We start from the raw sequence: 26,624 nt of genomic DNA, 5'->3' as shown, positions 1-26,624 counted from the left end.
TTATGGAAGAAAAAGTAAAGGCTTTTCTGGAGCTTGCCACTCAGAAAAAAGCCTCTGATATATTTATTATTGCCGGTCGTCCCCTTTCTGTAAAAATTGACGGAAAGCTCTGTACACTGGATGGTTTTGAAGAACGGCTCATGCCTCCGGAGACAGATGAATTTATCCGGATCATTTACAAGCTTGCTCACGACCGGAATATAGAACCTATGCTGGAAACCGGTGACGATGACTTTTCCATGGCTATCCCTGGTCTCTCAAGATTTCGTGTAAATACATACCGGCAGCGTGGTTCTCTTGCCGCTGTCATCCGTATTATTGCATTTAATCTGCCTGATCCGCAGGATCTGCACATTCCTCCAGCTGTTATGGAAGCAGCTGATCTTACCAAGGGAATGGTTCTGATCACAGGTCCTGCCGGAAGCGGAAAATCCACCACCATGGCTTGTATCATCGACAAGATCAATCACAGCCGTGAAGGACATATCATCACGCTGGAAGACCCTTTGGAATACCTGCACCGACATGACAAATGCATTGTCAGCCAGCGCGAGATCTGTACGGATACTGCCAATTATCTAGTTTCCCTGCGTGCCACCCTGCGTCAGAGCCCGGATGTGATCCTTCTTGGAGAAATGCGTGACCACGAGACTATCCAGACTGCCATGACTGCTGCTGAAACCGGACATCTGATTCTTTCCAGCCTTCATACTACCGGAGCTGCCAATACCATCAGCCGTATTATGGATGTTTTCGAGCCCAGCCAGCAGCATCAGATTGCCATTCAGCTTTCCATGGTTCTGCAGACTGTTATTTCCCAACAGCTGGTGCCGGATGTGAATGGGCACAATATTCCGGTTTTTGAGATCATGAGGCTTACCCCTGCCATTCGAAATATGATCCGCGACAACAAAATTTATCAGATTGACGGTGTGATCGCCTCTTCCTCCCAGGCAGACATGAAATCCATGGATAACAGCCTGCTGGAGCTTTATCGAAACCGCCAGATCACAAAAGAAACTGCACTTAAATATTCATCTAATCCAGAAATGTTAAAACGGAAGCTCATGTAATGGGCTTCCGTTTTTTTAATATCCGAAGGTTGTCCTGCTGCAAAAAACCTTATAGTTTTTACTATGTGCAGACTATCTTCTATTCCACAATGCTTTACTGTAAATTCTATTTCTTTTCTGTAATTGATTTCCTACTTTCTTGTAACTGCCGCCGATGCTTTATACTTTCCCTTTACAACACCATTTGGCTCTTTTACATAAGCACGCACATAATAACGGTACTTCTTTCCTTTTTTCACCTTCTTGTCTGTCCAGGTGGAAGTTTTCCCCTTCTTAATAGTAGCGGCCAGCTTATATTTTCCGCTTCCGGTCTTCTTGTAAATGTAATAGCCATCACACTTCTTCTGTGCCTTCCACTTTAATTTCAGACCTTTCTTCGTATTGGAAACCGATGAGACCGTCTGCCTGGAGGGTGCTGATTTATACTTTCCACTGGACTTGTAACTGCTTGCCACTGTTTTCTTATCCACAGTACAATAAGCTCTTACTGTATACTCATAAACGGTAGTTGATTTTATCTTTTTATCTTTGTAGGATGTAGTAGCTGCTTTCTTTATGTTTGCAAGCTTCGTCCATTTTCCAGAGGATGTTTTCCTGTAAACCACATAGCCTGCTGCACCGGAAATCTTATTCCAGTTTACTGTATTGTAAAGTCCGGAAGAAACCTTCACCGACACAGACGGAGTGGCAAGCATTGTCTTAGCCGCAGCTTCCGCGGTATAATCGGAATATTTTGCAGTACCGTTCACCATACTGTACGCACGGATCTTGTATGTATACGTAATTCCCGGCTGAACCTTCGTATCTGTCCAGGAAGTATCCGACCAGGAGGCTGTCTCCACCTTCTGATACTCTCCGCCGGAGATTTTTCTATAGATCTGATATCCGGAAACTCCGGCTGCTTTACTCCAGGTCAGACTGATCTGGTTATAGGCTCTGGCTGCTGCCTGGAACGAAGCGGGTCTGGTTACATTCACTGCGTTGCTCAATGTTCTTGTGTGAGCTTTTATTCTTACACAGGCACTTGGACTTGTTTTGAAAAAATCACTCCAGCCATTTTTTTCATGGTAACAGAAGCTCTGATTCTCCTCCAGACCTGCCTGAAATTCTACCCAGTCATAGGCACTGTTGGTCTCGCACAGGTATTCCACCGTATCTGAACCGATATTGGTGATCACTACCGAATAAAGAGTTCCATTCATCAGATTTACCTCTGGCACTTCCACTGTGGAAATACCGGCATGTTCCTGATAAAAAGTAACCGGATTGGCATAGGCCGGAGTTCCGCTTACCGGATTGCTCTTATCCTTCAGATTTGTATAAATCTGAATGCTGTAGCTTCCTCCGTCAGTGTAAGTAGCCAGAACCACTTCTCCAAGGGCTTCTCCATTCCCATTTCCGGCTTTCGCCTGAAAAACATTGGCAATGGAGGAAATCCCACTGCTGCCGGAAGGATACAGCTTCAGCTTGCTCAGTGCACTGGAACCGTCATAGAAATAGTTGTTCCGGTACTTCGGACTGGTGGTGGCTTCTGCTGCTACAATATTGTAATTACATTTATTCTCATAGGAAATATAAAAATAACCGGCTTCTCCCCAGTCATCTCCCCAGCTGTTTCTGGCAATCCATGCCCCGTTTGAAGTAACATTGCTGGCAGAATTGAAATTTTCCCTGGAATAATTGTCATCCCAGCCAATCAGGGTTACTGCATGATTCACGCCTGCACTTCCCGGGTAGCTGTATGCATACGTATACGGATTATAATAGGTATCATACATTCCAAAGGACATGGAAACAGATCCATATTCTGATATCAGACTTTTAATGTTATTTACAGAATAAGAGGAAAACGCCGCATTTTCCAGATATGCTGTGGTCTGGTATGCCATTTGGGAGGACGGCACCTTGTCAGAGTCCAGGGTATGATCTGCATTTGTCTCATAAGGAATCTGTGACTCCAGTGCCATACCACTCCACGTACTCAGAAAAATAGCAGCAAGAGTCTGATTGCCTCCCTCTCTGTAGGAATGAAGAACCTCGTTTTTGTCATTAGCTGTATTTCCAAGAGGATCGTTCATTCGGTGGGCAAAGAAATATGCCAGATGTTCTTCTGACAGATCAAACAGCCCAGCTCCTGCCTGCAAAAATGAGATTTCCAGGTTGGCAGCCAATGTGTATGCCCAGCACATATTAGAAGGCTTTTGATTTCTCACCGGGATGGAAAGACTGCTTCGGGGATCGTATTTCGCAGGATAAGACGCAGCTCTGGCAGCACCTACGCTTCCTGTATCACCGTTTCCATTGCCAGCTGGCGGGTCTACATAGCTTAAGGGCTGCAGCTCACGGATCGGCTCCAGCTGAGCCTCAATCTCCGCATCGGTCAGATCGTCTTCATTTTTCTCTTCTTCGGCAGAATCCGGATCCATGCTGCCAAAGCCAAAATCTTGTTCCTGAAGTTCATCAGTACCACCATCTGAGAAACCGTCTGACAGGTCTTCCGATTGGGAGGGATTTCCATCTGTCATGCCTGTGAAGCTGGCATTGCCTGACTGACCGGCATCGTCTTCCGTACTTCCATTGCCAGCCTGGCTGTCATCGCCTTCTGCACTTCCATTGCCAGCCTGACTGTCACCGTCTTCTACACTTCCATTGCTAGCCTGGCTGTCATCAGCTAAAGTGCTTCCGCTCCCTGACTGATCATCACCTGCTGAAAAATCATCCTGCACATAAAACTCCTCCGCAGTCATCGCATCCGACGACACAGCTGATGCAGCGTCTCCTGCGCTTTCCATTTCCACACTTTCCGTCCAGACCATACTCTGCCCGGCAATATCTGCTGCCTGAATAGGCAAGCCTGTAAAAATCAGGGACTGGGCAAGTAACAGACTTACAGCTGCTTTTTTCAATAATTTCTTATATTTCATATTTACTCCTGTCGTTCTGAGCTTCCTGTTCCGGAGTATTTTTCACACAGGCTCCAGAGCGTATTAAAAAATCACCAGAACAGAATTTTCGTTCAAACAGATATTTTTCACTTATTTATGATTTTTTAGATATTTTTCCAGAAAATGTATTAATTTCTCCATTTCTTCCTGAGTCCCTACCGTGATCCGCAAATGATTGTCAATCCTCGGCTTCGGGAAGTATCTTACATAAATATGCTCCTGACGAAGGGCCTCAAAAATTTCTTTGGCCGGACAGCTTTTGTGAGAAGCAAAGATAAAGTTGGTCTTAGAATCCGGGAATGTGAAACCAAGGGCAGCCAGTTCTTTCTTCGCCCATTCTCTGGTAGCAATAATCTTCTCACAGGTTTCTGTAAAATATGCCTTATCCTGGATAGCTGCCACACCGGTTGCAAGAGTGGTACGATCCATAGTGTAGGAATTGAAGGAATATTTTACATCGTTCAGAAAACTGATCAGCTGTGGATGGCCGCACGCAAAGCCGATACGCATTCCAGCCATGGAACGGGATTTGGAGAAGGTCTGAACTACCAGGAGATTGTCATATTTCTCTATAAGCTCCAGTGCTGATTTCGCTCCGAAATCTACATATGCTTCATCTACGATCACAATGACGTCCCGGTTGTGTAAGAGAATCTCCTCGATGTCACCGAGGGGCAGCTCCACTCCTGTAGGTGCATTGGGGTTCGGAAAAATAATTCCACCGTTTTCTCCGAAGTAATCTTCTTTGCGGATACAGAAGTTCTCATCGAGAGCTTTACATTCATATGGGATTCTGAAAAGATCCGCCCATACGTCATAGAAAGAATAGGTGATATCGGGAAAAAGGATCGGTTTATCTGAGTTAAAGAAGGTGAGGAAGCTCATGGCAAGTACATCATCTGAGCCAACACCTACAAAAACCTGTTCGTCTTTCAGCCCATAGTTACAGGCAATTGCGTGTACCAGGTCGCCAGCTGTAGGGTCCGGATAAAGGCGGAGGGTATCTGGCTGAATCCCGTGTAATGCTTTCTCCACGCCTGGTGCAGGGGGATATGGGTTCTCGTTTGTGTTCAGCTTGATCATGTCCGGCTGATTGGGCTGCTCGCCGGGTGTATAAGGTACTACTTTACGAATGTTTGCTTCCCATGTATTCATTTCGGTCCATCCTCGCTTCTTCGTATTTTTATTATAATTTCTTTTTGAAAAAATCTGTAGTATGCATGTTTCTGCATAGTTATTAGTATTTTACTTTTTTCCTTGGAGTTTGTCAAATTAGGTATCTTTGTCTTCGGGATTGCAAGCGATGTTTAAATCTGAGCCATCACAAACTAATAATTGATAGCCATTGTATTTTTTCTCAAGAGTAAAAGAAGCATTGAATTCATGAAACAAAAATGCCCAAGTTTCCAAAAGAAGTATTTTTGGAAAACAGCCATGGAACGGTAGCCATTTCACCAATCAAAGACAATAATTGTTTTTTCACCTGTTCTGCAAATATCATAGACGAAAAGTGGGAAAAACCAGCTTTTTTTCAAAAACTGGGAAACGCGGTTTAGCAAAAAACCTCCAATTATGGAAACATCAGCATTTCCAAAATTGGAGGTTTTCTCATTCATTTTCAGGCTCCCAGTGTCAGGAGCTCTCCAAAACTCTGAATCTTCACATCAGCAGCCGCATATCCAGCTGCAATCCCAATTCCCACAGCCTGCATTCCCGCGCTCTTCGCTGCGTCAATTCCAGCATAAGCATCTTCCACCACATAACAATCCTCAGGCTTTTCTCCAAGGAACTCTGCTGCTCTCAAAAATACTTCCGGATCCGGTTTGGACTTGGTAATATTCGTTCCATCGGAGATCGCATCAAATGCATCCAACAGTTGAACCTTTTCCAGGATAAATTTTGCGTTCTTACTGGAAGAGCCAAGTGCCAGCTTATACCCCCTGTTATGTAATTCCGCAAGAGTTCTTCTTACATCTTCCGTCACATCAGCCGGTGTCATGGATGCCAGAAGCTCTCTGTAAGTATTGTTCTTACTCTCCATCAGTTCTGCTTTTTTCTCCTTGGAAAGAGCCGGTCCTTCATATCTCTCCAGAATAATTTCCAGGCTCTCCGATCTGCTCACACCGCGAAGACGGTTATTTATGGTCTCATCAAAATAAATTCCCATTTCATCCGCCATCTTTTTCCACGCCTGATAGTGAAATTTGTCAGTGAAAACAATAACACCATCTAAATCAAATATAAAAGCTTTCATATATTTCTCCATTCCGTTAACAACTGCAAATAAACCTGCCAGCAATCATCTTAAATATAATTTTTCCCACACAAAGGATCCGCCGGACTTACCCCTGTAAATTCCGAGCGTCCCATAATCTTATCCATTGCTGCCTGAATAAATTCCGGGTTCCCACTGTATGTATTAATGTAAGTTTTCACCATCGGTGCATCAAACAGATGGAATGGATAAGCTGTAGAAATCATCAGCGCCGGAATCTCCGGAGCAAACCAGGGTGCATCATCTCCAAGCCCGAAGCACACATTCCAATTCAAGCGAAGAGTGGTATTATTGGAAGCATTTTCCATGTTACAGATATAAACATACAAGTCGTAGTCCTGCTTCATCTCCTCCACACTTCGGTACATTTCGTGCATCAGTTTTCCTTTTTCCGGTGTCATACCTGCCGGATTCACGAAATCTTCCATAGAGATAGATACCCGGCGGTCACGGACCGTCACCTGGAAGCCTTCCTGCTCAAACTTCTCTTTCCATGACTGCACAAAAGCATTCTCTGGATCCAGATCTTTCTGGATTACATTCAGATAAACCCGCTTGTATTTCTTAGGGGAAATTGGAAGCAGTTCCTGCTCATCCCTTACCAGAGTTATTGCCTGGTCTGCCACCTTTTTCGCCCAGCTTTTGTGCTTCTCACAGCCCACAATTTCCAACGCCTCTTTTTCTGGAACCAGAGTGCCCTCCGCTTTCTTCTTATGAAGCCCCAGTGACGCTTTTGTGGCCAGAATTCTGAGAACTGCCTCATCCAGTCTATCCATGCTCAAATTTCTAGTTTTCGCACCAGCCAGAAGATATCCAAAATCCTCTTCCAGACTTTTGTTGAACAAAATCATGTCACAGCCTGCATTGATTGCCTGAACAATCGCCTCGCTGCGCTTCATAGCTGCGGTAAACCCAACCATAGGTGTTGCGTCTGTGCTGATCAGCCCGTTAAATCCCAGCTTTCCTCTGAGAAGCCCAGTAAGAAGCTCCTTGGATAAAGAAGCCGGACGCAGCATCTCTTCCCTGGTTGCCTGGGGATTGAGCGCCTTCACATAAGCAGGCTGGGCAATATGCCCTACCATCACGGTCTTCGCACCTTTCTTTATCAGATTCCCATAAACATATCCATAGGTTTCATCCCATTTTTCTGTAGAAAAAGAATTAACACTTGTAAGAATATGCTGATCTCTTTCATCCACCCCATCTCCTGGAAAATGTTTGATAGCAACAGCCACACCGCATTCATCTGCTCCCTTCATATATTCCAGGGCAAAATCCAGCACCTTCTTTGGATCACTTCCAAAAGTTCTTACATTGGTAATGGGATTGTGAAAATCATAATTAATATCCACAATAGGCGCAAAAGACCAGTTCAGCCCCAAAGCTGCACCCTCTTTGCAGGCGGTATATCCCATTCGGTATCCATTTTCCGGATCATCTGTAGCCGCCACTGCCATAGGTTTTCCGAAGGAAGTTCCCTCATAGGCAAGTCCGTCTCCGCCTGCTTCCGTATTAGCCGCAAGTAGCAGCGGAATATTGGAAAACGCCTGCAGCTTTCTATAAATATCCTGAATATTTTCCGCGCTGTCTGCACGATACATCAGACCACCCACCTGAATATCCTGGGTAAAATGCTTCAGCGTTTCTTCCTCTCCGTTGAACCCCATGGGGCAAAATACCTGTCCGCATTTCTGCTCCAGACTCATATTTTTCCAGGTATCCAGAACCCAATTTTCTCCTTCTTCATCCAGAAAAAAAGGATTTCCTTTCATATCGATCTCTGTCATTATTTTTCCCCTTTCAATGAGCCGTCTGCTGTAAAATACTTTCTAAGAAAATACGCCGGGCCACAGCTCCAGGCATGGCAGTAGCTGTTCACGATGGTGCCGCCATATGGTGATTCTGAAGGGTTTTCCGGATTATATAATTCCCAGAATGTATCCGCTCCCAGATCGGTCATGCCGCCCCAGTATGCTTCCATTTTCTGCAGAGCCATTTTTTTCTCCCCCACAAGAAGCAGCGCCGCAATATAATTGTGATACATGTATGGCGTCACCATTTTTTCAGCTTCCGAAATGGTCTCCACCCTGCGCAGAAGATTTACTGCTGCCTGGTCTTCAATCGCCTCTCCCAAAATCATCCACACCTGGGAAGCAACTGAAACCTGTCTTTCTTTTCCACTGATGTAGCATTGTTTTTCTCCATCCCAGAGATATAAATTCGCCGCATTTCTGCACTCACAGTAAAGCTCCGCCAGTTTTTCCTCCGTCATAACATCTCCTAGCACCTGGGCAATCCGGATAGCTGCACTAAGCGCATAAAGAAAAATCCCCTGGGCAGACGCCTGTTTATTCAGATTCAGATTCCAATCCACAAAGCACCAGCCCAGCACATCTGAATCTCCTACCAACATTTTCTCATCCAGCTGCTCTTCTGCCAGTTCGATCTGTCTTAATGCTACAGGCCATAACTCCTGCAAAGTTTCCTTATCCTTTGTAGCTTCGTAATAGTCCCAAAGTGTGTTTATGAAAAACAGGGAATAATCAAACATCTGGGTATCATCCACTTCCGGTTCCGGGGAAAGAAACAAGCACGCCCCCATCCTTCCTTTTTCCATAGGAAGTGCTGCAAACAGATACAGGCAGGCTTTCACCATATCATTATTGTTATAAGTTTCATAATTGGTCAGTGCCTGGATACGAAGATCTCCCATCCACAGTCTGCGGTCTCTCTTCGGACCGTCCTCAAACACCTGCTGCATACAATTGTGAAGGGTTCTGCATGCGATCTGATCCATTTTTGCCAGCTTATGATTCTGCGCCTTAAATGCGGAAAGCTCCTGGTCTTTCGCAGAAGAAACAGCGGTACAAAAAGCATCTTCCACAACAAGATCAAACTTGGAACTAATATCCAGAACCTCGATCATCACATACCTGAACGCATATCTCCTTGGCAGGCGCAGCTGGGAAGGAACCACATCCACATGGAGCTGTTCCTCTTCGATCCAAGAAGAACAGATCCAGCCCTGATAGCTTTTTCCATCTTCAAAAAGCTCCGTCGCATTTTCTGCAAAGTGAAGCTTCAGCCACACAGGCGCGTCTGGATGACTCCCCCTGTAATTCAGATTTAAAGTCAGATACCCAACCTGATGATTTCCAAAATCCAGGCATACCCGGCTTCCCTTTTTCAAAACTCTCTTTCTGTAATCAACTGCCTGCTCAATGACAATACTGTTATCATTTTTATAAAGTTCTACTGTCTGCACTGCATCTACTTTTGTCTCAACCAGATCCGGAAGCAGATTTAATGCTTTATTCAACAATTTCTGATTTTTCATTTCAGCCATAAAAACCTCTTGTCACATAGAATTTTGTCAAAATTGTTATAAAAATGCGACCCTACGGAGTTTTCCGGCAGGGCCGCTGCAATCTCAGAGCGTGTTTGAAAAAGGCTTTCTGCAAGATGTGCGTCACAATTTGTGGGAGATTTTGCCCGGATGAGGGCGTCGTAGCGGGCTACGACAACCGAATTCGGGTGAAATATACCGCAAAGTGGGGCGTGCAGATTGCAGGAATGATTTTTCAAACAGGCTCAAGTTATTGTCTGATTTTTCCCGTGAAAATTCTTACCAGTAATTTTTCATTATTCAGATAAATCAGGAATGCCATCAGCAATACTGCATTGATAATAGACTGCATGGAAGCGGTCACCACATTTGAGAGAACTGCAAATGTGGAATTCAGCAAAGACATGCAAACCGCAGCCAGCAAAAATCCAAGTTTCTCATTGCTATACCTGCTTATGTAAGAACCAATAAACATTGGCAAAAATGCTGTAAACATAATGGAAATAGAGCCAAAGTTCAGCTGGCCTCCATTGATGGTCGTACTTCTTGCCGCATTCAAAAATCCAACAATTCCCATCAGCGCACCGCAGATCCCATAACAGCCAATGGCATTTGGAATCTCTTTGATTCCTGTATTTACTGCTACCTTCTGCCCATTTTTCAATGCATTATAGTCATAACCAAACCTTGTATAATCAAACAGAAGAATGGAAAGGACCAGTACCACAGCAATAATAATCGCCGCATAAATCCAGGTTCCTACAAAGCCTGACATGGAAGAATTCTGTACCTCTGTCATTACATATTTTCCGCTTGTAATGGTGTACAAAACACCTTCATAGATCAGGGTTACACCCAAAGATGTTATGATGGGCGGAATCCTGAGAGTCACATAAATAAGACCAGATACCATTCCCAGCACAGCGCCGGCCGCAATAGTGATTACCAGCATAAGTGCTGCACTTCCTGAGCCGCCGCCTAATACTGCATAGCTTATCTTCGCTCCCACTACAGCAGACAGAGAAGCCATGGCTCCAAGTGAAAAATCAAATCTTCCACTGTTCAGGTTAATGGACAGGGCAATTGTTGTAATCATAACAATTGCAGTATAGACCACAAAATTATCAAAGCCCTTCTGATTTGTTATGATGTTTTCTCCATGTGACAGACAGATCACTTCCAAAATAAGTAAGGTCAGTACAGGGATCGTAAATGTTCCCGCTATTTTCTTAGGGGTGCTCATAAATTCCAGCCTCCATCCAGCCTGTCCGATTTCCTGGATATGGGCATCCAGGGTTATCGGTCAGAGCTTTCATAAATTAATTTCCAGTTATTTAAATTCGTAACTGTTTAATGTCTTCACAGTTACCTGCAAAACAATTACTTAGATTCTACTAATGTTTTTACATCCTCAAATGTAACGTTATCGCCAATAATACTGTCCAGAGTTTCTTTGTCATAGATTGGTGCATCACCACTGTCAGAAACAGAGTATTTATCAAATGTGTCGCTGTCAGTTGCTACCAGATATCCCTGGCTGATAGATGGAGCGTTTCCGTCCTCGTCTCTGATCACATTTCCATTGATTGCATTCATTACCAGTGCAAAAACTGGTCCGATAGAAGAAGAATATTTTCCAGCAAGATAAGTAAGGGTACCATTTTTCATAGAATTTCCGTTTGTCTCAGTAAAGGAATCAATATCTGAGAAGGAGATTCCTGCCTCACTTAAGGACTGTGCAAAGAATGTGGTTGCCATACCTACGGAAATAAATGCATCCGGTGTTTTCTGGATTGCTGCGTTTAACTCATCCGTTGTGGTGTCACCATATCCCTGAAGATAGGAAACAACCTCTACATCGCCTTCTACTTTAGATAAATCAACTGTCTGATCCTGGAAAATCTGTCCAGCGATAGCGTTCATATCGCTTTCTCCGCCATAGGTGCAACCCAGTCCGTTAAGGACACCAGCAACACGGTAAACATGCATTGGGTTCGGAATAAAAGCTCCATAGATTGCTACTTTGGAAACACCCTGCTCTTTGTAGTAAGCTCCCATATCTTTTCCAGCTTCAAACTCTGTATCATTTCCAGGTCCTACCTGACCAGCAAAATATTCATAAGTTTTGTAAGTTTCATACTGTGCGTCATCCAGCACACCGGAAGCTACCGCATAGTAAACTCCGTATTTTTCACAAGTCTCAATCTGCTGTACACGATCGTTGCTGGAAAAAGAGATGATTGCCTGACACCCCTGGGAAGCAAACTTCTCAATTGCTGTTTTCTCATCTTCTGCACTTTGCAGCGCATCTGTGTAGTTAAATTCTACGTCATAGTTACCAGCGATATAATTCTCATAATAAGAACGGAAGCCCTGTGCTTCCTCGCCACTTACGTCTGCAACCAGCACACCAATCTTTGCCTTGTCAGCAGCCTTTACTTCACTTGTTCCTGCTCCTGCAAGAACTGCTACAGCCATAGTTCCTGTTAATGCCATGCTTACCATTTTTTTCATTGTTCGTTTCATTAGAATTTCCTCCTTTTTATTTGCAGCGTTATACGCTAATTCACCATTAAAAATCCCATATATCGGACAGTTATTTCTTATTCTCCATTATCTTGGAAGTATATTTGTCTTATAATTCATGCTTGTTACATATACAACGATCAGGAAAAATACTGCACTGATCACCTGGGTGATTCCATAAGCCGCACTTCCGTCAATCACCAGCTCCAGAATGTCATTGAGCAGGATAAAGGAAAAACCGCCAACCAGTGCCGCATAAATTCTGGAACGTGCTCCGCCTGAAATAGGCATTCCGCCAAATACAATTGCAATAAAAATATTCATACCAATGCTGGAGGCCGTAGTGGTTGTTACAGATGGTGTATAAACCAGAGTAAGAAACGCTCCAAGCCCTACGCCCAGGCCTGCCATTACGAAAGCAATAATGGTATATTTGTTGGATTCAATTCCGGTAAGAGCTGCGCACACCGGATTTCCTCCGATAAATTTCTGCCTTCTTCCCACTTTTGTAAGATTGAAAACAAAATAACTGATAATAAAGAAGACTGCCAATACTACGATTTTAAAAACTATATTGTCAAACGGCTTTACCACTACTCCCGGAATACTGATCCCGCCAAGTGCACCACCCTTTGTGGTAATGATCTGTGAGGCAATCGCAGAAAGCACAGACATCATGGCAACTGTAGTAACAAATGCTGGAATATGAAATACCGAAGCCAGCAGGGAATTTACAAGGGAACATGCAACTCCGCTTACAAAGATTGCCAGGATCATTAACACCACATTCTGTGTAGTATTGTAAGTAACCACACCCATGGTTGCAGAAAACAAGGTTGCAGCGCCAAGACTGATATCAAAAGTTCCCAATGTGTAAATGAAAATTGCTCCTGTAGCAACCACCGCCAACACAACACCTTCGTTAAAAACAATCTGCAGATACATATCCAGCCGATAGCCTTTTGCACTGACTACTGCCAGGAAGATTCCGAATAAAAGCACCAGAGCCGCAAATGGAAGAACCTTTATCGCAGTTTGGGCTGCTATATATTTATTCATATTATTTTTCATAATCTGATGTTCCCCCTTAAATCATATATCCAATTACATCTGCGTCTGTCAGGCTTTCACTTCGCATAAATTCACCGGTAATGCTTCCGTCTTTCATAATCAGAAGCCTGTCGCTCATTCCCAGCAGTTCCGGAAGCTCCTCGCTGATCAGCAGGATTGCTTTTCCCTCTTTTTTCAGCTCCATCATCAGCTGATACATGGACTGTTTGACGCCAATGTCAACACCTCTGGTGGGGCAATCCAGGATCAGGATCTCACTTCCACAGCCGATCCATTTTCCAAATACAACCTTCTGCTTATTTCCGCCGGACAGCTGGCTTGTCAGCTGGTCGCCATCAGAACATTTAATAGAAAGATCTTTTATCTGTTTTGCCACATATTCTTTTTCCTTTTTATTTGTTATAAGGAATCCGTTTACGGCATATTTTTCCATTCCGCCAACTGCAATGTTGTCCTGGATACTTGCGGACAGACAAAGGGATTCCACATCCCTGTCCTTTGACACATAACCAATCTTGTTTGCAACTGCGATGTGGGGACTGTTGATCTTCGTTCCATCGTAAGTGGTTACTTCTCCCTCTTCCAGGGCAAGTGCGCCGAACATGGCTTTTCCCAAAGTGTGCATTCCGCAGGCGGCAAGTCCGCCAATGCCTAAGATTTCGCCTTTTTTCAAAGTAATGCTTACAGATTTTAACTCCTCTTTGTACTTCAGATTAGTGGCTGTTATGGCAGCTTCTTTCTGGCTGCTTGGGGTAAAATCACTTCTGTAATAATCTCCCTGAAGCTCGCGGCCGATCATACTTGTACGGATTTCATCCGCATTGAATTCTTCTTTTTTAAACGTACGGATCAGGTTTCCATCACGGAGAACAGTGAGTGTATCACAAACTTCCATAATCTCTTCCAGGTCATGGGAAATAAAGATTATTGCTTTTCCACTGTCCCGCAGCTTTCGGATCAAGGAATACATGATCTCACGTCCATCCTGTGAAAGTGCTGTGCTTGTCTCATCAATTACCAGAATGTCTGGATTTTTCAGCATAACCTTAGCGATTTCTACCAGCTTTCTGGTCTGAAAATCCAGTGAATCAATAGGCATATCGCCGATTACATGTTCTACTCCAATGGCTCTCATTGCCTCTGTCGCTTTCTGGTTCATTGCCTTTTTATTGATCATCCCCAGCTTGTTCCGAAACTGGGAAAGCTCTGCCAGAAAAATATTTTCTGCAACGGTTACCCCCGAAATGGTTCCGCTCTCCTGCACAACCATTCCGATTCCATTTTGTAGCGCATCTATCATACTCGCTGGTTCCCAGCTCTGCTTTTTGAAAGTCATTCTTCCACTGGTGGCTTTCTGCATGCCAGCTGCAATAGAAGATATGGTAGACTTTCCAGAACCATTTTCACCGATCAAACCTCTTATTTCCCCTGGATATACCTCCAGATCTACATTTTTCAGTGCTATTACGCTTCCAAAATTCTTGGAAATATTTTTCATTTCAAGAATCGGTTCACTCATGTTTACCCTCCGTTCACTTGAAAACTGTTTATGAGATTATTATATTCTTCCCCCTAAAATTTCAAATTCACAATTTAGCTCAGTTTTATTGATGTATTTGATCTAAGATGTTAAAATACATCATATAAATAGCTTTATTTTAATATTTTGGATTGTGTGAATAGATTTTGTAAAAGGGGGATTTTTATGGATGTTGAAGAACTGAGACATCAGATTTATCAGTTTAATGATGAAGAATTGTTTTATAAAGAACAGTATGAAGCCCGGGAAGCCGGGCAGATTTATGCTTATATCGCAAAACAGGATATTCAGGAGGTGATCCGCCGCCACTTACTGATTCCGGAAGTGAAAGAAACCATTCCACCGGAATTTAAAGACTCTTTCTTTTTTGATATGGCGGACAAAGATAGCATTGTGGTACAGAAGCATAACCGCTATAGCCCGGCGCTGATTCACTCCCACACATTTTTTGAGCTGGTATATGTTTACGACGGGAAGTGTACACAGGAGATTTCCGGACAGACCATTTCCATGAAAACAGGAGATTTCTGCGTAATCCCCCCTTCTGTAGAGCACTCTATTTCTGTTTATGATGATAGTATTATTATCAACATCATGCTCCGCCGCAACACTCTGCATAGTATGTTTTATAATTTTTTGAATACGCCAAATAAGCTCTCTTCTTTCTTTTTGAATAATATTTATGCAAAAAGAGCAAATGATTATATTCTTTTTCATTCAGGAATGGATTCTTACATCCGGGAATCTTTTTGCTGGATGTTATGGGAAAGTATGAATAAACAGGAATACTCTTATCAGTGCATTACCAATGTACTGCTTCTGGATTTCTATCTATTGGTACGAAATTACTCGGAATCTGTGCAGATGCCTCTTTTCAACAGCAAGATTGATGTGCAGCGTTATGCGATTATTCAGTATATCCAGGATAATTACAGAGATGTGACACTTTCGACTGTGGCAAAGCGTTTTCATTATTCCAATGAATACACTTCCCGTTTAATTAAAGATCTGATGGGAATGACCTATACAGAAGTGGTCCGTACCGTTCGAATCGAACGGTCCCAGGATTTCCTGGCGAATACAACTATGACTGTGGCAAATATTGCGGAAGCAATCGGATATGATACCACAGAACATTATATCCGCCAGTTTAAAAAACATACTGGGATGACGCCTTCTGCTTATCGAAAACAGGAGGCCAAAAATCGGTTGTTTTAATTTTCCATTCTTTTCAGCTCTGGCAGCACCGTCAGCAGCATGATAACGCCTGCAGTACCCAGGCTGATAATATTTTTTGCATTCTCCATGCATCCTGAAAGTTCTTTTTTCTTCAGGAGCCGTGCCTTCATTTCTGCCTTTTTCTCAAGGAAAAGAAGTACATAGGCTGCGGATAAAAACTGGGAGATTACAGTTGCAATGGCAGCTCCCCGGATACCAAATCCAAACACAAAAATGAATAGTGAGTCTAGGATCAGCGGGAAGCAGATTCCTATTTCAAAGTCGATTCGTTTCATTTTTTGTTTCTCTAAAAAACACTTGAACGCACTTTTTGACTTGTGCAGTAAAAGGTTAGTCATTAGCTTGCCGGAACGTTGCGACGCGCGGCGGTAAATATACATTGTGAAATCGCGTCCGGGATAACGACCAACCAATTAAATAGCAATAAGAAAAGCCCCCTAGGAATTTTTATTAACTTCCCAAAGAGCTTTCAATATACAATCTTATTAACCTGCCAGATGCAGTATTCCGATGAGGAATACCCATCCAAGTCCATAATATGTCACAACAGCAACAAGGTCGTTGACGGTGGTGATCAATGGACCAGAGGCTACGGCGGGGTCTACACCTACTTTTTTGAAAAACAGAGGGATACAGGTACCTACGGCACTGGAGATCAGCATTGCAAGGAGCAGGGCGACTCCGATGCAACCGGATACGGCGTATGCAAATACCAAAGTCTTTCCTTTAAATAAGTAAATGTAAAGTCCAATGAGTACAAAGGACAGTATACCAAGCAACGCACCATTGCAAAGACCAATCCGCATTTCTTTAAATACAAGTTCCAGCTTCTGCTTGCCGGTGAGGGACTCATCCATCAGGACACGGATGGTAACAGCCAGGGACTGCGTACCGACGTTTCCGGCCATATCCAATATAAGGGACTGGAAAGCCATGATGATGGGAAGCTGGGTAACTACGTTCTCAAAGACACCAACTACAGAGGATACAACCATTCCAAGACCAAGAAGAACGATCAGCCATGGCATACGTTTCTTCATACTCTCTTTCAGCGGTTCCTTCAGATCTTCCTCTGCGGTAAGACCTGCCAGCATGGCGTAATCCTCTCCCATTTCATCATCAACCAGGTCGATGATATTGGAAGATGTGATAACACCTAAAAGGCGGTTGTCATTATCCAGCACGGGAATGGAATCCTCGGAATACGCTTTCAGTTCTTCGATACAGTCGTCAATATCCTCTTCGGCATATACATATGGGTAAGAGGTTGCCACCAGATCTTCCAGAGATTTATCCTGTCTTGCAATGATCAGGTCTTTCAGATCAATGGCTCCGTAAAATTTCTGTGACTCGGTTACCACAAAGATTGTGGAAATATTATCGTTCTTAGCAGCCTGCTCTACAAGGCTGTTCATAGCCTGCTTCACAGTCAGGTTCTCACGAATGATAATGCAGTTAGTCGTCATACGGCTACCGATTTCATCCTCATCAAAGGAAGCGATCATCTCAATATCATGGCGGACATCATCATCCATTAATTCGAACAGCAATTTCTTTTTGGCTTTATCAATCTTATGAAGAACCTCTACAAGGGCATCAGTCTCCATGCGTGAAAGAATGGCTGCACCTTTTTTTACATCCATCTCTTTCACATATTCTGCTGCATTATCTGAGTCCGTATACTCAAAAATATCGGACAGCATATCCAGTTCCAGAATACGGTACAGTTTGCAGCGTTCCTGAACAGTCAGCCTCGGCATTGCATCTGCAATGTCATTGGCATGAAAATCTCCCAGCTTATCGCTCATAGCTGCCGGAGAGGTATTACTTCTTACTACAGCCAGAATGTCCTGGGTGTAGTCCTGCACTCTTTTCTCCATCCTACTTTCTCCAATCTGACAATAAGACAGTTCACCATTTCCAGGTGTTTATCTTATGTATTTTTGACAGACTTATACAAAGTCCATTTTTACGGACAGTAAAATCCGTATTTAAACAGAATATAAGCGTATAGCTTTTCTGTTCTTTGAGCGTGTTTGAAAAAGGTTTTCTGCAAGATGTACGTCACAATTTGTGGGAGATTTCACCAGAATGAAGGCACCATAGTAGGCTACGGCAACCGAATTCGGGTAAAATATACTGCAAAATGGAGCGCAGATTGCGGAAATGCTTTTTCAAACAGGTTCTAGGGAATATTGGATTCTTCTGAAGAACTCATAGGATAGAAAAAAGAAATGAAACAGTGTTCTTAAGCGCAATGCGCCTTTTACATGAAAAGAAGAACAGAATGTGCGCGATGCTCATCTGTCATTTCGTTTTTCCATCCTATGCAACTACTTCGCCCATGAGAATCGCAACTATCCATTCTGTTCACCTGCCTTTGTTCTTAGATTTTGTGGGAATATATTTTATTCCCACAGGTCATTCTAACTGCTTTTATACAAAAAATCAATTCCTATTTTGCTATTTACCTGATTTTTTCAAGTTTCTTTCCATTTCTTTACATAGCTGTCATTTTTCTGTGGGCAAATAGAAAAAGAGAGACGGCAAAAGCCGTCTCAAAAGAATCAACACGATATCAATTACAGCAACTGGCGCAATGGTCTTATTATAATTCTTAATACTCCATAGAACAGCTTTTTCTGCCAGTTCAGCACTTTCGTTTCGTACTGTGCTCCTTCGGTCTCCTGTCCGTTTGACAGAACTTCTTTACTTTTTTCTATGTAAGTACCTTCCGTGAACTGAATCTGCTGATTCAGTTCTTTGCTGTCGATAACAAGCATTAATTCCGTATCCAGATAAGTACTTCTCATATCCAGGTTATAGGATCCGACGACAGAAAGTCGGTCATCAAGCAGAACAGCTTTTGTGTGAACTGGAACCTCGTTCATCAGCTCATATACATCGGCACCGATACTCAGAATTTTCTTTTTCTGATTCAGGTAGTCGGTGCAGCCCCAGGGATTGGAGCCTTTCTCTACTGCGTTAAGAATGATTTTTAACTGGGCATGGGACGCGATTTCATTTAAAGTGTCGTACATGTATCCGTTGCAAATTACATATGGGGTCTGGATCGTTACATTGTCTGTATTCTGCGCCAGATAACGGATTGTCTGAAGTACCAGGGGCGTTTTTGGACCTGCATGGGTTCCGTTGTTGACAAGCGTAATTTTATTTGCCGGAATGGTATCCTCCTGCCAGGAGCTGTAATCTTCAATATCGGCGTATTTTTCTTTCAGGGAAGCGTAACGCATTTCTAAAGACTGGTACTGTTTTTCGTACTTTGAAAGCTTTTCCTGTGTCTCGTCTGCAATTTCATTTTCAACATTCGGTATTCCATTCACAATATTTGAGTTTTTTAAATTGCTTTCTGCACCCTCACTGTCATCCGATGCTTCTTCTGACACAGAAATATCTGAACTATTCTTTTTTCTTCCACCCTTTATTTGCACGCAGTCCTCATTCCATATCTGCCGGAAATACGCTTCCAGTTCCTGCAGAGATTCTCCCTCGCCCTTTGTGATATCCCACACCAGAATATCCCTGTCCACATTGATATCCGTGGTATAATCTCCAAGGAAAATATCATTGCTGTTGCGTCCACCCAGTAGATACATTTCGTCATCCACGATCACATATTTATCGTGCATACGGTAATTCAGCTTAAATAAGCCTGCTGGAGTCACCGGATTGTAAACACCAACAACTACATTCTCCCTCGCTGCCAACGCCTGAAAGTCTTTACTTCCATTCAAGAAAAGCTGCTGGTAAATACCATCGATCAATAGTTTGATTTCCACACCTCTTTTGGCAGCTTGATCCAATGCTGCAAGAAGATCTGTTCCGCTTTCATCTGCCCGCAGATCAAAGGTTGCCAGTACAATACTCTTCTTCGCCGCTCCAATCATCCGCAGACGCCACAAAAGTGCCTCTTCATTATCATCAATACAGCGGATCCGTTCGCCCCCTGACGTATCGGAAGTAAATTCTGTCTGTTTCAGCGTTTCCGCAAATTTTTCATCTGGCTTCCTGCAATACAGCGGTGCAAAAACATTTACCAGTACTACAATAAGTAAAAACCATAAAAATATATTCCGTATTCGTTTTAGATTTTTCTTTATCGTTATACACCCTTTCTAAAATCAACATTCCCACAAATATTTTTTCAAATCTACACAACCATTTTCTTTCAGAGTAACTCCTTCCCCTTTCAGCAGCCACTCCTGCTCTGTCCACCCCGGCGCCAGCCTCCCCATGTGGTTCACCACCCGATGGCAGGGAAACTTCCCATAGTTCTCTGCATGTGACAACACTCCCGCCACCAATCTGGAATTCTTCTCCCGCCCGATCAGCTTCGCGATCTGTCCATAGGTTGCCACTCTCCCAGCCGGAATTTCCTCCACCACGGAAAGAATCTCATAGGCAAGATCATCGTTTAATTTGGAGATATTTTCTTTGCGTTTGTTTGTTTTCAGTAAATCTGAAAAGGGATCGTCAATCATAACTTTTGTCACCTACTTTTATTCATTTCTATTTTGCCATGTAGTATTTCGTTTGGTGGCCCCCTTTTTTTGCTCCAGCACTATGCTGATGAGCTTTGACAATAGAAGCGTCAATTGACAGTTCTGTTAATTCGGCTTCTAAGCTCAAAACACGAAAAATATTATCAAGGGTGCCGTCTTCAATCCATTTACGGAAACGGGAATAAACAGTTTGCCAGGAACCATAACGTTCTGGAAGGTCTCGCCATGGAGCTCCGTTACGAGCAATCCAAACAATTCCTTTCAGAATTGCCCGGCTGCACTTTTGGGGGCGTCCCTGTTTTCCGGAATTTTCAGGCGGCAGTAATGGAGCTATACGGTTCCTTTCTTCATCGGTTAATTCGTATCGTCTCAACATAATTAACACCCCTTTTTCTTTATTCTAACATGAAAATGGGTATTAGAATATATGCTTTGTGCAACTTTTATTTTTCAAACAGGCTCTAGCGTAGGCGTAATCGACAGGGAAAATTATGTTGTACCCATTTGGACAATTTGAATATAAGACTCCCTCGTAAATCAAAATGCCATCACACCGACTACTCCAAGTGTGATGGCATATGCCTTCTTTCTGTATTTTCCTACTTGATTTACGAATGGGTAATTGAATGTTCCCGCCGGGGTATCACAGATACTGACTAAACTCTATCTTTTCCTTATTCGGTCCCTTAATTGTGAAAAATCTGACTCCGTTTTCCCAGAATGGTAAAAAATGGATCGTATCCCTGGTGGTATTTAAACCAGCATGGTTGATCAGTTCATATACTTTTTCGATGTCTTTTACATCAATTGCGACGTGATCAATAGCACCTGATTCCATTTTTGCGGCTTTATTCTCATAGGTCTCAATTACCAGATTATTCAGCTTGAGGAATGCAACTTTCTCATTTGCTTCCTCATTGACAGTTTGCAAAGCGACCTCAAATCCAAGCTTTCCATAAAATTCAATGGTTGCTTCTATATCATTTGTGGGAATTCCTACATGCTGAATTCCATTTAACTGCTCCCTTAACATTATTTTTCCTCCTGCTTTTTCTCATATAACAGCCCGGCTTCGGCCAGCTTTTCTAAAATCTGCCTCTTTTCCGCTTCCGTCTCAACTGGAATCTGCAATTCTCCATATGCAAAATCCGGCAGGCTTAAGACTCCAAGCATGGATTTCGCATCTACTATGTAACGGCCATAACACAAATCCACATCATATGCAATTGATCCTGCAATACTGACCAGTTTACTTGCATTCTGCATAGTTCCCAATATTACTTTTATTTTCATCGCTTTCACGCTCCTACGCAAACAGGCTGAGCACAATCGCACAGACCAGACCTGTAATTCCAATGATAGTTTCCATCATGGTCCAGGATTTCAAGGTCGTCTTCTCATCAATCTCAAGAAGGGAGCTGACCAGCCAGAAGCCTGAATCATTTACATGGCTGAAAGCGGTCGCGCCTCCGTTGATGGCACAGACCATAGCCGCCAGATAAAGTGGTGACAGTCCTGCTACTCCAGGCATAGCGGCCATGATTCCGGCTGCCATTGTCATGGCTACCACAGCAGCTCCAACAGACGCGCGGATCAGTGCTGCGATGAGAAAAGCAACCAATACTAATGGAAGACCGCTTTTTTCAAGGGCTGGTCCGATAATGTTTCCCATACCGCAGTCCTGGAGCACCCAGCGGATAATTCCGCCGCCAGTAATTACAAGAAGGATTTGTCCTGTAGGGCGCAGGGAACGGTCCAGGATTTTCTTTAACTGTTCTCCATCATATCCCTGTTTTTTACCAAGGAAGTACATGGCACACAACACAGCAATGATCAGCGCTACAAATGGAGTTCCCAGAAATTCCAGCACTGGTCTCGCCGGAGCAATACCAGGAATATAAATTGAAAGTGTGTTACACAAAATCAGTACCAATGGTACAAGGATAATACATAACACTGTAGAAAACTTCGGAAGATTTCCTTCTTCGGCTTCCCGAACTTCCTGAATATTTGAAGGAAGTCCTGCATTAATTTTACTTCCGATAAATTTTGACCATAAAATACCGGCAAAAATCAGTGACAAAATTCCAACAGGCACACCTACTGCGATCATAATGCCAAGATCCACGTTCAGCATATTTGCCACCAGGACAGAGCCTGCTGATGGCGGAATAAATGCAAAGCCTGTGGCAAGTCCTGCCAGAAGAGGGATCACATAATATAAAGTAGATTTCTTTGTCTTTTTTGCAAGTCCGAATGCCAGTGGAATGAGAATCACCACACCAGCCTCAAAGAATACGGTTGTACCAACTACCAGCCCTGTGATTCCCAGAGCAATTCCAGATTTTTTTTCGCCGAATTTATTGATCAAAGTCTGGGCAACACATTGTGCACCTCCGGATACTTCCAGGATTCCTCCAAACAAAGAACCAAGTCCAATTAACAGGACAATGCCCTGAAGGGTATCCCCAGCACCTTTTTCCACTGTACTTACCAGAGTTGGAACCGGCATTCCGGCTCCAAGTCCAATAACCAATGCTGAGATCAGCAGTGATAAAATCGGATGAATCTTAAATTTAATGATAAGAAGCAGAAGCAATATAATTCCTGCTGCTGCCGCGATCAGCAGTCTGGCTGACTCCGCCGCAAATACCGGTTCTGTCATTTTGTATCTCCTCCCCAAATTTCTCATTCCATAATCTACAGTTAAACCAATAATAACACCCGCATTTTTACTATCCTATATTCGGGACTTATCAGCGTAGTGCATCTCAGATAAATTTATTACGCTGCAACATATTTATGGATGGTAGCTCGCACAGCGCCAGGTCCTGCGATCATTTCCCGGAACATGTTCTCAATCTTCTCTCCCACACCAGCTTTGTAAAGATCTGTGAAGAACAGACGCTCGTTAGAAAGGATCGGCTTCAGCTGATCCTTAAAGGTCTCAGGCTTTCCAATAACAATATCCTTTAACTGTTCCTGAAGTTCCTCATTCATCGGATCTGGTGCCAGTTCGTATTTATTTCCTGCATCATCCACTGCCAGCATATATCTTAACCAGCCAGCGATTCCAAGAGGAATTGCTGTGAGCTTAGATGCATCCCCGAATCTCTTTACATATGCCTTCACAGTCTCTCCAAAACGGATTCCAACCATCTGGGATACATCCACAGCAAGACGAAGGTTGGTATCGCCAAGGTATTCATTTGGGAAACGATCGTTAAAGAGCTCATCCACAAATGCCTGTGGAGAAAGGATTCCAGGATCAGCAACTACCGGAAGACCCTCACCATAGGCTACCATACGTGCCATTTTCATCATGTCTTCATTTGTATTCAGCATATGGGCAAAAAGGTCATATCCAAGAACCACGCCAAGAGGACCAGTTGCAGAATGGACCGGATTCAGACATACCGTTACTTTCATTCGTTCAGAAAGGTTTACTGTATTTCTGTCTGCCATGTATACGCCGAAGCCTTTTTCCAGAGCAGGACGTCCGTTGGGGAAGCTGTCCTCTATTGCAAGATACTGTGGTTTCTCAGCATTTACAAATGGTGCAATGTATGTTTTCTTACTTGTGATAACAGGCTGCATGCTTTCTACGCCAAGCTTCTCAAGGTCGGCTGCGATCTGCTCACTGGGACGAGGTGTGATCTTATCGATCATGGTCCATGGGAAAGCAACCACTTTCTCATCACTTACATAGCTTACAAATCCATCATCTACAAATCCGGCTTTCTTCCATTCTTCTGTCATAGTCAGCACAGACTCACGAAGCTTCGCACCATTCTGGGAACAATTGTCCATAGATACAAGAGCGATCGGATATTTGCCTGCTTTATATCTCTCATAAAGCATTGCCACCAGAACTGCCATGGCACCTGTGGCCTTGTCCGGACCATTCTGGATATCAGCCTGTACAAATGGGAACCAGGTTCCGTCAGCTTTATGTAATGCGTATCCTTTTTCCGTGATTGTAAAGGATACCATCTGAAGGGATTTACTGGTAAAAATTTCTTTCAGACGGTTCCACTGAGCCAGTTCTGAAGACTGAGCCTTTACAGCTTCTGCCAGAGCGCCCAGAACCTTATATTCACGGGTTCCGTCTCCATGAAGGATTACATTTAATCCAAGATTGTCATATGGTTCATAAATCTTATCCACTACATCATAGTCAAAGGTCTCCACACAGGTAATTCCTCTGTCCAGAATTTCGTCTTCCAGAAGTCCGTCTGCAATACCACCGATAAATACACGGAAAATATTGCCGATTCCAAAATGTACCCATACCGGAGCTTCTTTCGCTTTGGCAGATATTTTCTCCACATCATAACCTGGAAGCTGAATTCCTGCATTTTCCCATGCTTCATGCTCTTTGATTCCGTTTAATGTTAATTTCATGTTCTGTTCCTCCCTAATTTTCTTATTGTACAGATCTGATTCTCAATCCCAATCTGTTTTGTTGTTCTTTATGTTTCTTTTTGTTTTAACTTATGTGTATGTCTTAATTGTAAGTTGAGTATATATCTTTTCTTTTCAAAAATCCATTGACAGAAATTCTAATTTTTGTTTCTAATTTTTGTATGGTTTTACCAGTAGTTTTCTGCTTATTGCTTTTCTAACTGTTCTATATTAAAATGCAAGTAAGACTTAACATTATCTGATAAAGTAAAGATTACGTAATTACTGTTCACTTCATGGTCTGCAGTACGCGCTTTGTTACCAGCGGACAGTAGCATTACGTATTTGAGTATTTGTTAACAGTTACTAACCTTACGTTGTACTAAGAACATAACCAGGAGACCATCATGAGTGAAAAAGGATTAACCACCATTGCTTTAAAAAAGATAAACCGTTCCAAGATTTACCAATACATTTACCGGAGCAAACTGACCTCCAAGCTACAGATCGTCCAGGATCTGCAGATGGGTCTGTCTACTGTCAGCCAGAATTTAAATCTTCTGGAAAATGAAGGGCTGATTGAGAAAAATGGTTACTTTGATTCCACCGGAGGACGAAAGGCCAATGCCATTCAGATTGTTTCGGATTTCAGAATTTCCATTGGTGTTGGAATATTAAAAAATATGTTTCATATCACCGCCATTGATCTGTACGGAAACACGGTCTATACGGATACAATTCCGCTTACCTACTCAAACACAGCTGTGTATTACCAGCAGATCACTGACAAAGTCAAGGACTTTATTGACAAAAACCAGTATCCGGAGAATAAAATTCTGGGGGTTTCCATCGCTACCCAGGGAATTACTTCCCCGGATAATACCACTGTTATCTACGGAAACATTATGAACAACACCGGTATGCGTCTAAAGGATTTTTCCAGGCATCTGCCTTATCCCTGCCATCTGGAACATGACTCCAAATCAGCTGCTTTTCTGGAATTGTGGAATCATCCGGAGCTTGACAGCGCTGTTGTCCTTTTATTGAATCGAAATCTTGGCGGTGCCATTATCACCAATCACCAGATTCACCAGGGACGTTCTATGCACAGCGGAACAATCGAGCATATATGTGTCAACCCTGACGGACCGCTTTGCTACTGCGGAAACCGGGGCTGTCTGGAAACCTATTGCTCTGCCAACTCCTTGGAACAGGCCAGCGGCATGACTATAAAGGAATTTTTTCCTCTTTTAAGAGAAAAAAAATCCCCCCAGCTTATACAAATCTGGGAGGATTATCTGAAACATCTGGCTTTTGCAATGAAAAACCTGAATCTGGTTATTGATGCACCCATCATTATCAGTGGATATCTTGCACCTTATTTTACGGAAGATGACACGGATTATCTGCTGCGGCAGATCAATTCCATGACTCCATTTGAGCTGAAAGAAGAACAGATTCTCGTGGGCACACATGGGCAGTATACACCTGCGATCGGGGCTGCACTTTTTTATGTGAAGGAATTTATCCAGTCAGTTTGACACTAAAAAAGCTACTGTTCACTCTGTGACCAGCAACACGCTTCGGGATGCACAGAAATCATGCATTCGCATGATTTCGCGCCGAGGTTCTCGTTTTTTCTGTGAGCTTTGCTTACAAAAAACACCTCGCAGAATGTTACC

Annotated in this window: 25 protein-coding genes; 4 read left to right on the top strand and 21 right to left on the bottom strand. The window is 43.1% G+C overall.

All coding sequences use genetic code 11. The annotated features are described in order from the left end of the window. Positions 1-2: 2 nt before the first annotated feature. Complete coding sequence (locus tag AB5706_RS09335; RefSeq protein ID WP_173717895.1) at positions 3-1,073, top strand: type IV pilus twitching motility protein PilT; 1,071 nt, start codon at positions 3-5, stop codon at positions 1,071-1,073. A 131-nt stretch (positions 1,074-1,204) separates the two neighbouring features. Here AB5706_RS09335 and AB5706_RS09330 read toward each other — a convergent pair whose 3' ends face one another. The 7 genes from AB5706_RS09330 to AB5706_RS09300 form a co-directional block, all read right to left on the bottom strand. Next, entirely contained in the window at positions 1,205-3,997 is a 2,793-nt protein-coding gene (locus tag AB5706_RS09330; RefSeq protein ID WP_368366016.1) for a C1 family peptidase, read from the bottom strand. Between the two features lie 111 nt (positions 3,998-4,108). After that, positions 4,109-5,173 (bottom strand): histidinol-phosphate transaminase, encoded by a 1,065-nt coding sequence (gene hisC / locus AB5706_RS09325; RefSeq protein ID WP_368366015.1) that lies wholly within the window; start codon positions 5,171-5,173, stop codon positions 4,109-4,111. A gap of 296 nt (positions 5,174-5,469) precedes the next feature. After that, positions 5,470-5,634, bottom strand: a complete 165-nt coding sequence (locus AB5706_RS09320) for a hypothetical protein (RefSeq protein WP_173717892.1) — start codon at positions 5,632-5,634, stop codon at positions 5,470-5,472. A 2-nt stretch (positions 5,635-5,636) separates the two neighbouring features. Continuing rightward, positions 5,637-6,272: a beta-phosphoglucomutase gene (gene pgmB, locus AB5706_RS09315; protein ID WP_173717891.1), complete on the bottom strand. Its 636-nt coding sequence runs from the start codon at positions 6,270-6,272 to the stop codon at positions 5,637-5,639. A 50-nt stretch (positions 6,273-6,322) separates the two neighbouring features. Beyond that, positions 6,323-8,080, bottom strand: coding sequence for a glycoside hydrolase family 3 protein (locus AB5706_RS09310; protein ID WP_173717890.1), 1,758 nt, complete (start codon positions 8,078-8,080; stop codon positions 6,323-6,325). Beyond that, the gene (locus tag AB5706_RS09305; protein WP_202017071.1) at positions 8,080-9,639 is read right to left on the bottom strand and encodes an alpha-L-rhamnosidase-related protein; all 1,560 of its coding nucleotides are present in this window, start codon (positions 9,637-9,639) and stop codon (positions 8,080-8,082) included. Before AB5706_RS09305 ends, AB5706_RS09310 begins: the two co-directional genes overlap by 1 nt. After that, positions 9,627-9,836, bottom strand: a complete 210-nt coding sequence (locus tag AB5706_RS09300) for a DUF6783 domain-containing protein (RefSeq protein ID WP_308768373.1) — start codon at positions 9,834-9,836, stop codon at positions 9,627-9,629. The genes AB5706_RS09305 and AB5706_RS09300 overlap by 13 nt, the downstream gene beginning before the upstream one ends. Here AB5706_RS09300 and AB5706_RS09295 point away from each other — a divergent pair. Further along, the gene (locus tag AB5706_RS09295) at positions 9,756-9,947 is read left to right on the top strand and encodes a DUF6783 domain-containing protein (protein WP_306467780.1); all 192 of its coding nucleotides are present in this window, start codon (positions 9,756-9,758) and stop codon (positions 9,945-9,947) included. The genes AB5706_RS09300 and AB5706_RS09295 overlap by 81 nt on opposite strands. On the opposite strand, the gene AB5706_RS09290 is transcribed toward AB5706_RS09295, so the two are convergent. The 4 genes from AB5706_RS09290 to AB5706_RS09275 form a co-directional block, all read right to left on the bottom strand. After that, positions 9,890-10,882 carry an ABC transporter permease gene (locus AB5706_RS09290; protein ID WP_173717889.1) on the bottom strand — a complete coding sequence of 331 codons (993 nt, stop codon included), beginning with the start codon at positions 10,880-10,882 and terminating at the stop codon, positions 9,890-9,892. The genes AB5706_RS09295 and AB5706_RS09290 overlap by 58 nt on opposite strands. Before the next feature lie 137 nt (positions 10,883-11,019). After that, positions 11,020-12,165, bottom strand: a complete 1,146-nt coding sequence (locus AB5706_RS09285) for a type 1 periplasmic-binding domain-containing protein (RefSeq protein ID WP_173736033.1) — start codon at positions 12,163-12,165, stop codon at positions 11,020-11,022. Positions 12,166-12,252: 87 nt separating this feature from the next. After that, entirely contained in the window at positions 12,253-13,236 is a 984-nt protein-coding gene (locus tag AB5706_RS09280) for an ABC transporter permease (protein WP_243271400.1), read from the bottom strand. A 16-nt stretch (positions 13,237-13,252) separates the two neighbouring features. Then, positions 13,253-14,755 carry a sugar ABC transporter ATP-binding protein gene (locus tag AB5706_RS09275; protein WP_173736034.1) on the bottom strand — a complete coding sequence of 501 codons (1,503 nt, stop codon included), beginning with the start codon at positions 14,753-14,755 and terminating at the stop codon, positions 13,253-13,255. A 186-nt stretch (positions 14,756-14,941) separates the two neighbouring features. Between AB5706_RS09275 and AB5706_RS09270 the strand changes: the two genes are divergently transcribed. Then, on the top strand, positions 14,942-15,994 hold the full coding sequence (locus AB5706_RS09270; RefSeq protein WP_173736035.1) for an AraC family transcriptional regulator: 1,053 nt from the start codon (positions 14,942-14,944) through the stop codon (positions 15,992-15,994). Here the strand turns inward: AB5706_RS09270 and AB5706_RS09265 are convergent. The 10 genes from AB5706_RS09265 to AB5706_RS09220 form a co-directional block, all read right to left on the bottom strand. Beyond that, positions 15,991-16,290 (bottom strand): polysaccharide biosynthesis C-terminal domain-containing protein, encoded by a 300-nt coding sequence (locus AB5706_RS09265; RefSeq protein ID WP_330386374.1) that lies wholly within the window; start codon positions 16,288-16,290, stop codon positions 15,991-15,993. The two genes, AB5706_RS09270 and AB5706_RS09265, sit on opposite strands and share 4 nt — an antisense overlap. Before the next feature lie 210 nt (positions 16,291-16,500). Beyond that, on the bottom strand, positions 16,501-17,895 hold the full coding sequence (gene mgtE / locus AB5706_RS09260) for a magnesium transporter (RefSeq protein WP_148461056.1): 1,395 nt from the start codon (positions 17,893-17,895) through the stop codon (positions 16,501-16,503). Between the two features lie 111 nt (positions 17,896-18,006). Then, positions 18,007-18,174 carry a DUF6783 domain-containing protein gene (locus AB5706_RS09255; protein ID WP_472515479.1) on the bottom strand — a complete coding sequence of 56 codons (168 nt, stop codon included), beginning with the start codon at positions 18,172-18,174 and terminating at the stop codon, positions 18,007-18,009. Between the two features lie 423 nt (positions 18,175-18,597). Continuing rightward, on the bottom strand, positions 18,598-19,938 hold the full coding sequence (locus AB5706_RS09250) for a phosphatidylserine/phosphatidylglycerophosphate/cardiolipin synthase family protein (RefSeq protein ID WP_368366014.1): 1,341 nt from the start codon (positions 19,936-19,938) through the stop codon (positions 18,598-18,600). 219 nt (positions 19,939-20,157) lie between these two features. Next, positions 20,158-20,517, bottom strand: a complete 360-nt coding sequence (locus AB5706_RS09245; protein WP_173716515.1) for an MGMT family protein — start codon at positions 20,515-20,517, stop codon at positions 20,158-20,160. A 28-nt stretch (positions 20,518-20,545) separates the two neighbouring features. Then, on the bottom strand, positions 20,546-20,914 hold the full coding sequence (locus AB5706_RS09240; RefSeq protein WP_368366013.1) for an IS5 family transposase: 369 nt from the start codon (positions 20,912-20,914) through the stop codon (positions 20,546-20,548). 267 nt (positions 20,915-21,181) lie between these two features. Next, positions 21,182-21,571 carry a VOC family protein gene (locus AB5706_RS09235; protein WP_294423266.1) on the bottom strand — a complete coding sequence of 130 codons (390 nt, stop codon included), beginning with the start codon at positions 21,569-21,571 and terminating at the stop codon, positions 21,182-21,184. Then, positions 21,571-21,831, bottom strand: a complete 261-nt coding sequence (locus AB5706_RS09230; RefSeq protein ID WP_368366012.1) for an HPr family phosphocarrier protein — start codon at positions 21,829-21,831, stop codon at positions 21,571-21,573. Before AB5706_RS09230 ends, AB5706_RS09235 begins: the two co-directional genes overlap by 1 nt. A 13-nt stretch (positions 21,832-21,844) precedes the next feature. Continuing rightward, positions 21,845-23,203 carry a GntP family permease gene (locus tag AB5706_RS09225; protein WP_368366011.1) on the bottom strand — a complete coding sequence of 453 codons (1,359 nt, stop codon included), beginning with the start codon at positions 23,201-23,203 and terminating at the stop codon, positions 21,845-21,847. Positions 23,204-23,322: 119 nt separating this feature from the next. Beyond that, positions 23,323-24,942 (bottom strand): mannitol dehydrogenase family protein, encoded by a 1,620-nt coding sequence (locus AB5706_RS09220; protein WP_368366010.1) that lies wholly within the window; start codon positions 24,940-24,942, stop codon positions 23,323-23,325. Positions 24,943-25,349: 407 nt separating this feature from the next. Between AB5706_RS09220 and AB5706_RS09215 the strand changes: the two genes are divergently transcribed. Next, a complete protein-coding gene (locus tag AB5706_RS09215) occupies positions 25,350-26,483 on the top strand; it encodes an ROK family transcriptional regulator (RefSeq protein ID WP_368366009.1) in 1,134 nt (377 codons plus the stop codon). The last annotated feature ends 141 nt before the right edge of the window (positions 26,484-26,624 follow it).

It is taken from the genome of Ruminococcus sp. RTP21484sp1_RTP21277st1_D2_RTP21277_210401 (assembly GCF_040924225.1).
GTDB lineage: Bacteria > Bacillota > Clostridia > Lachnospirales > Lachnospiraceae > Blautia_A > Blautia_A faecis.
Note: the sequence above shows the minus strand (reverse complement) of the source record. Positions and strands in the feature narration are given on the sequence as shown.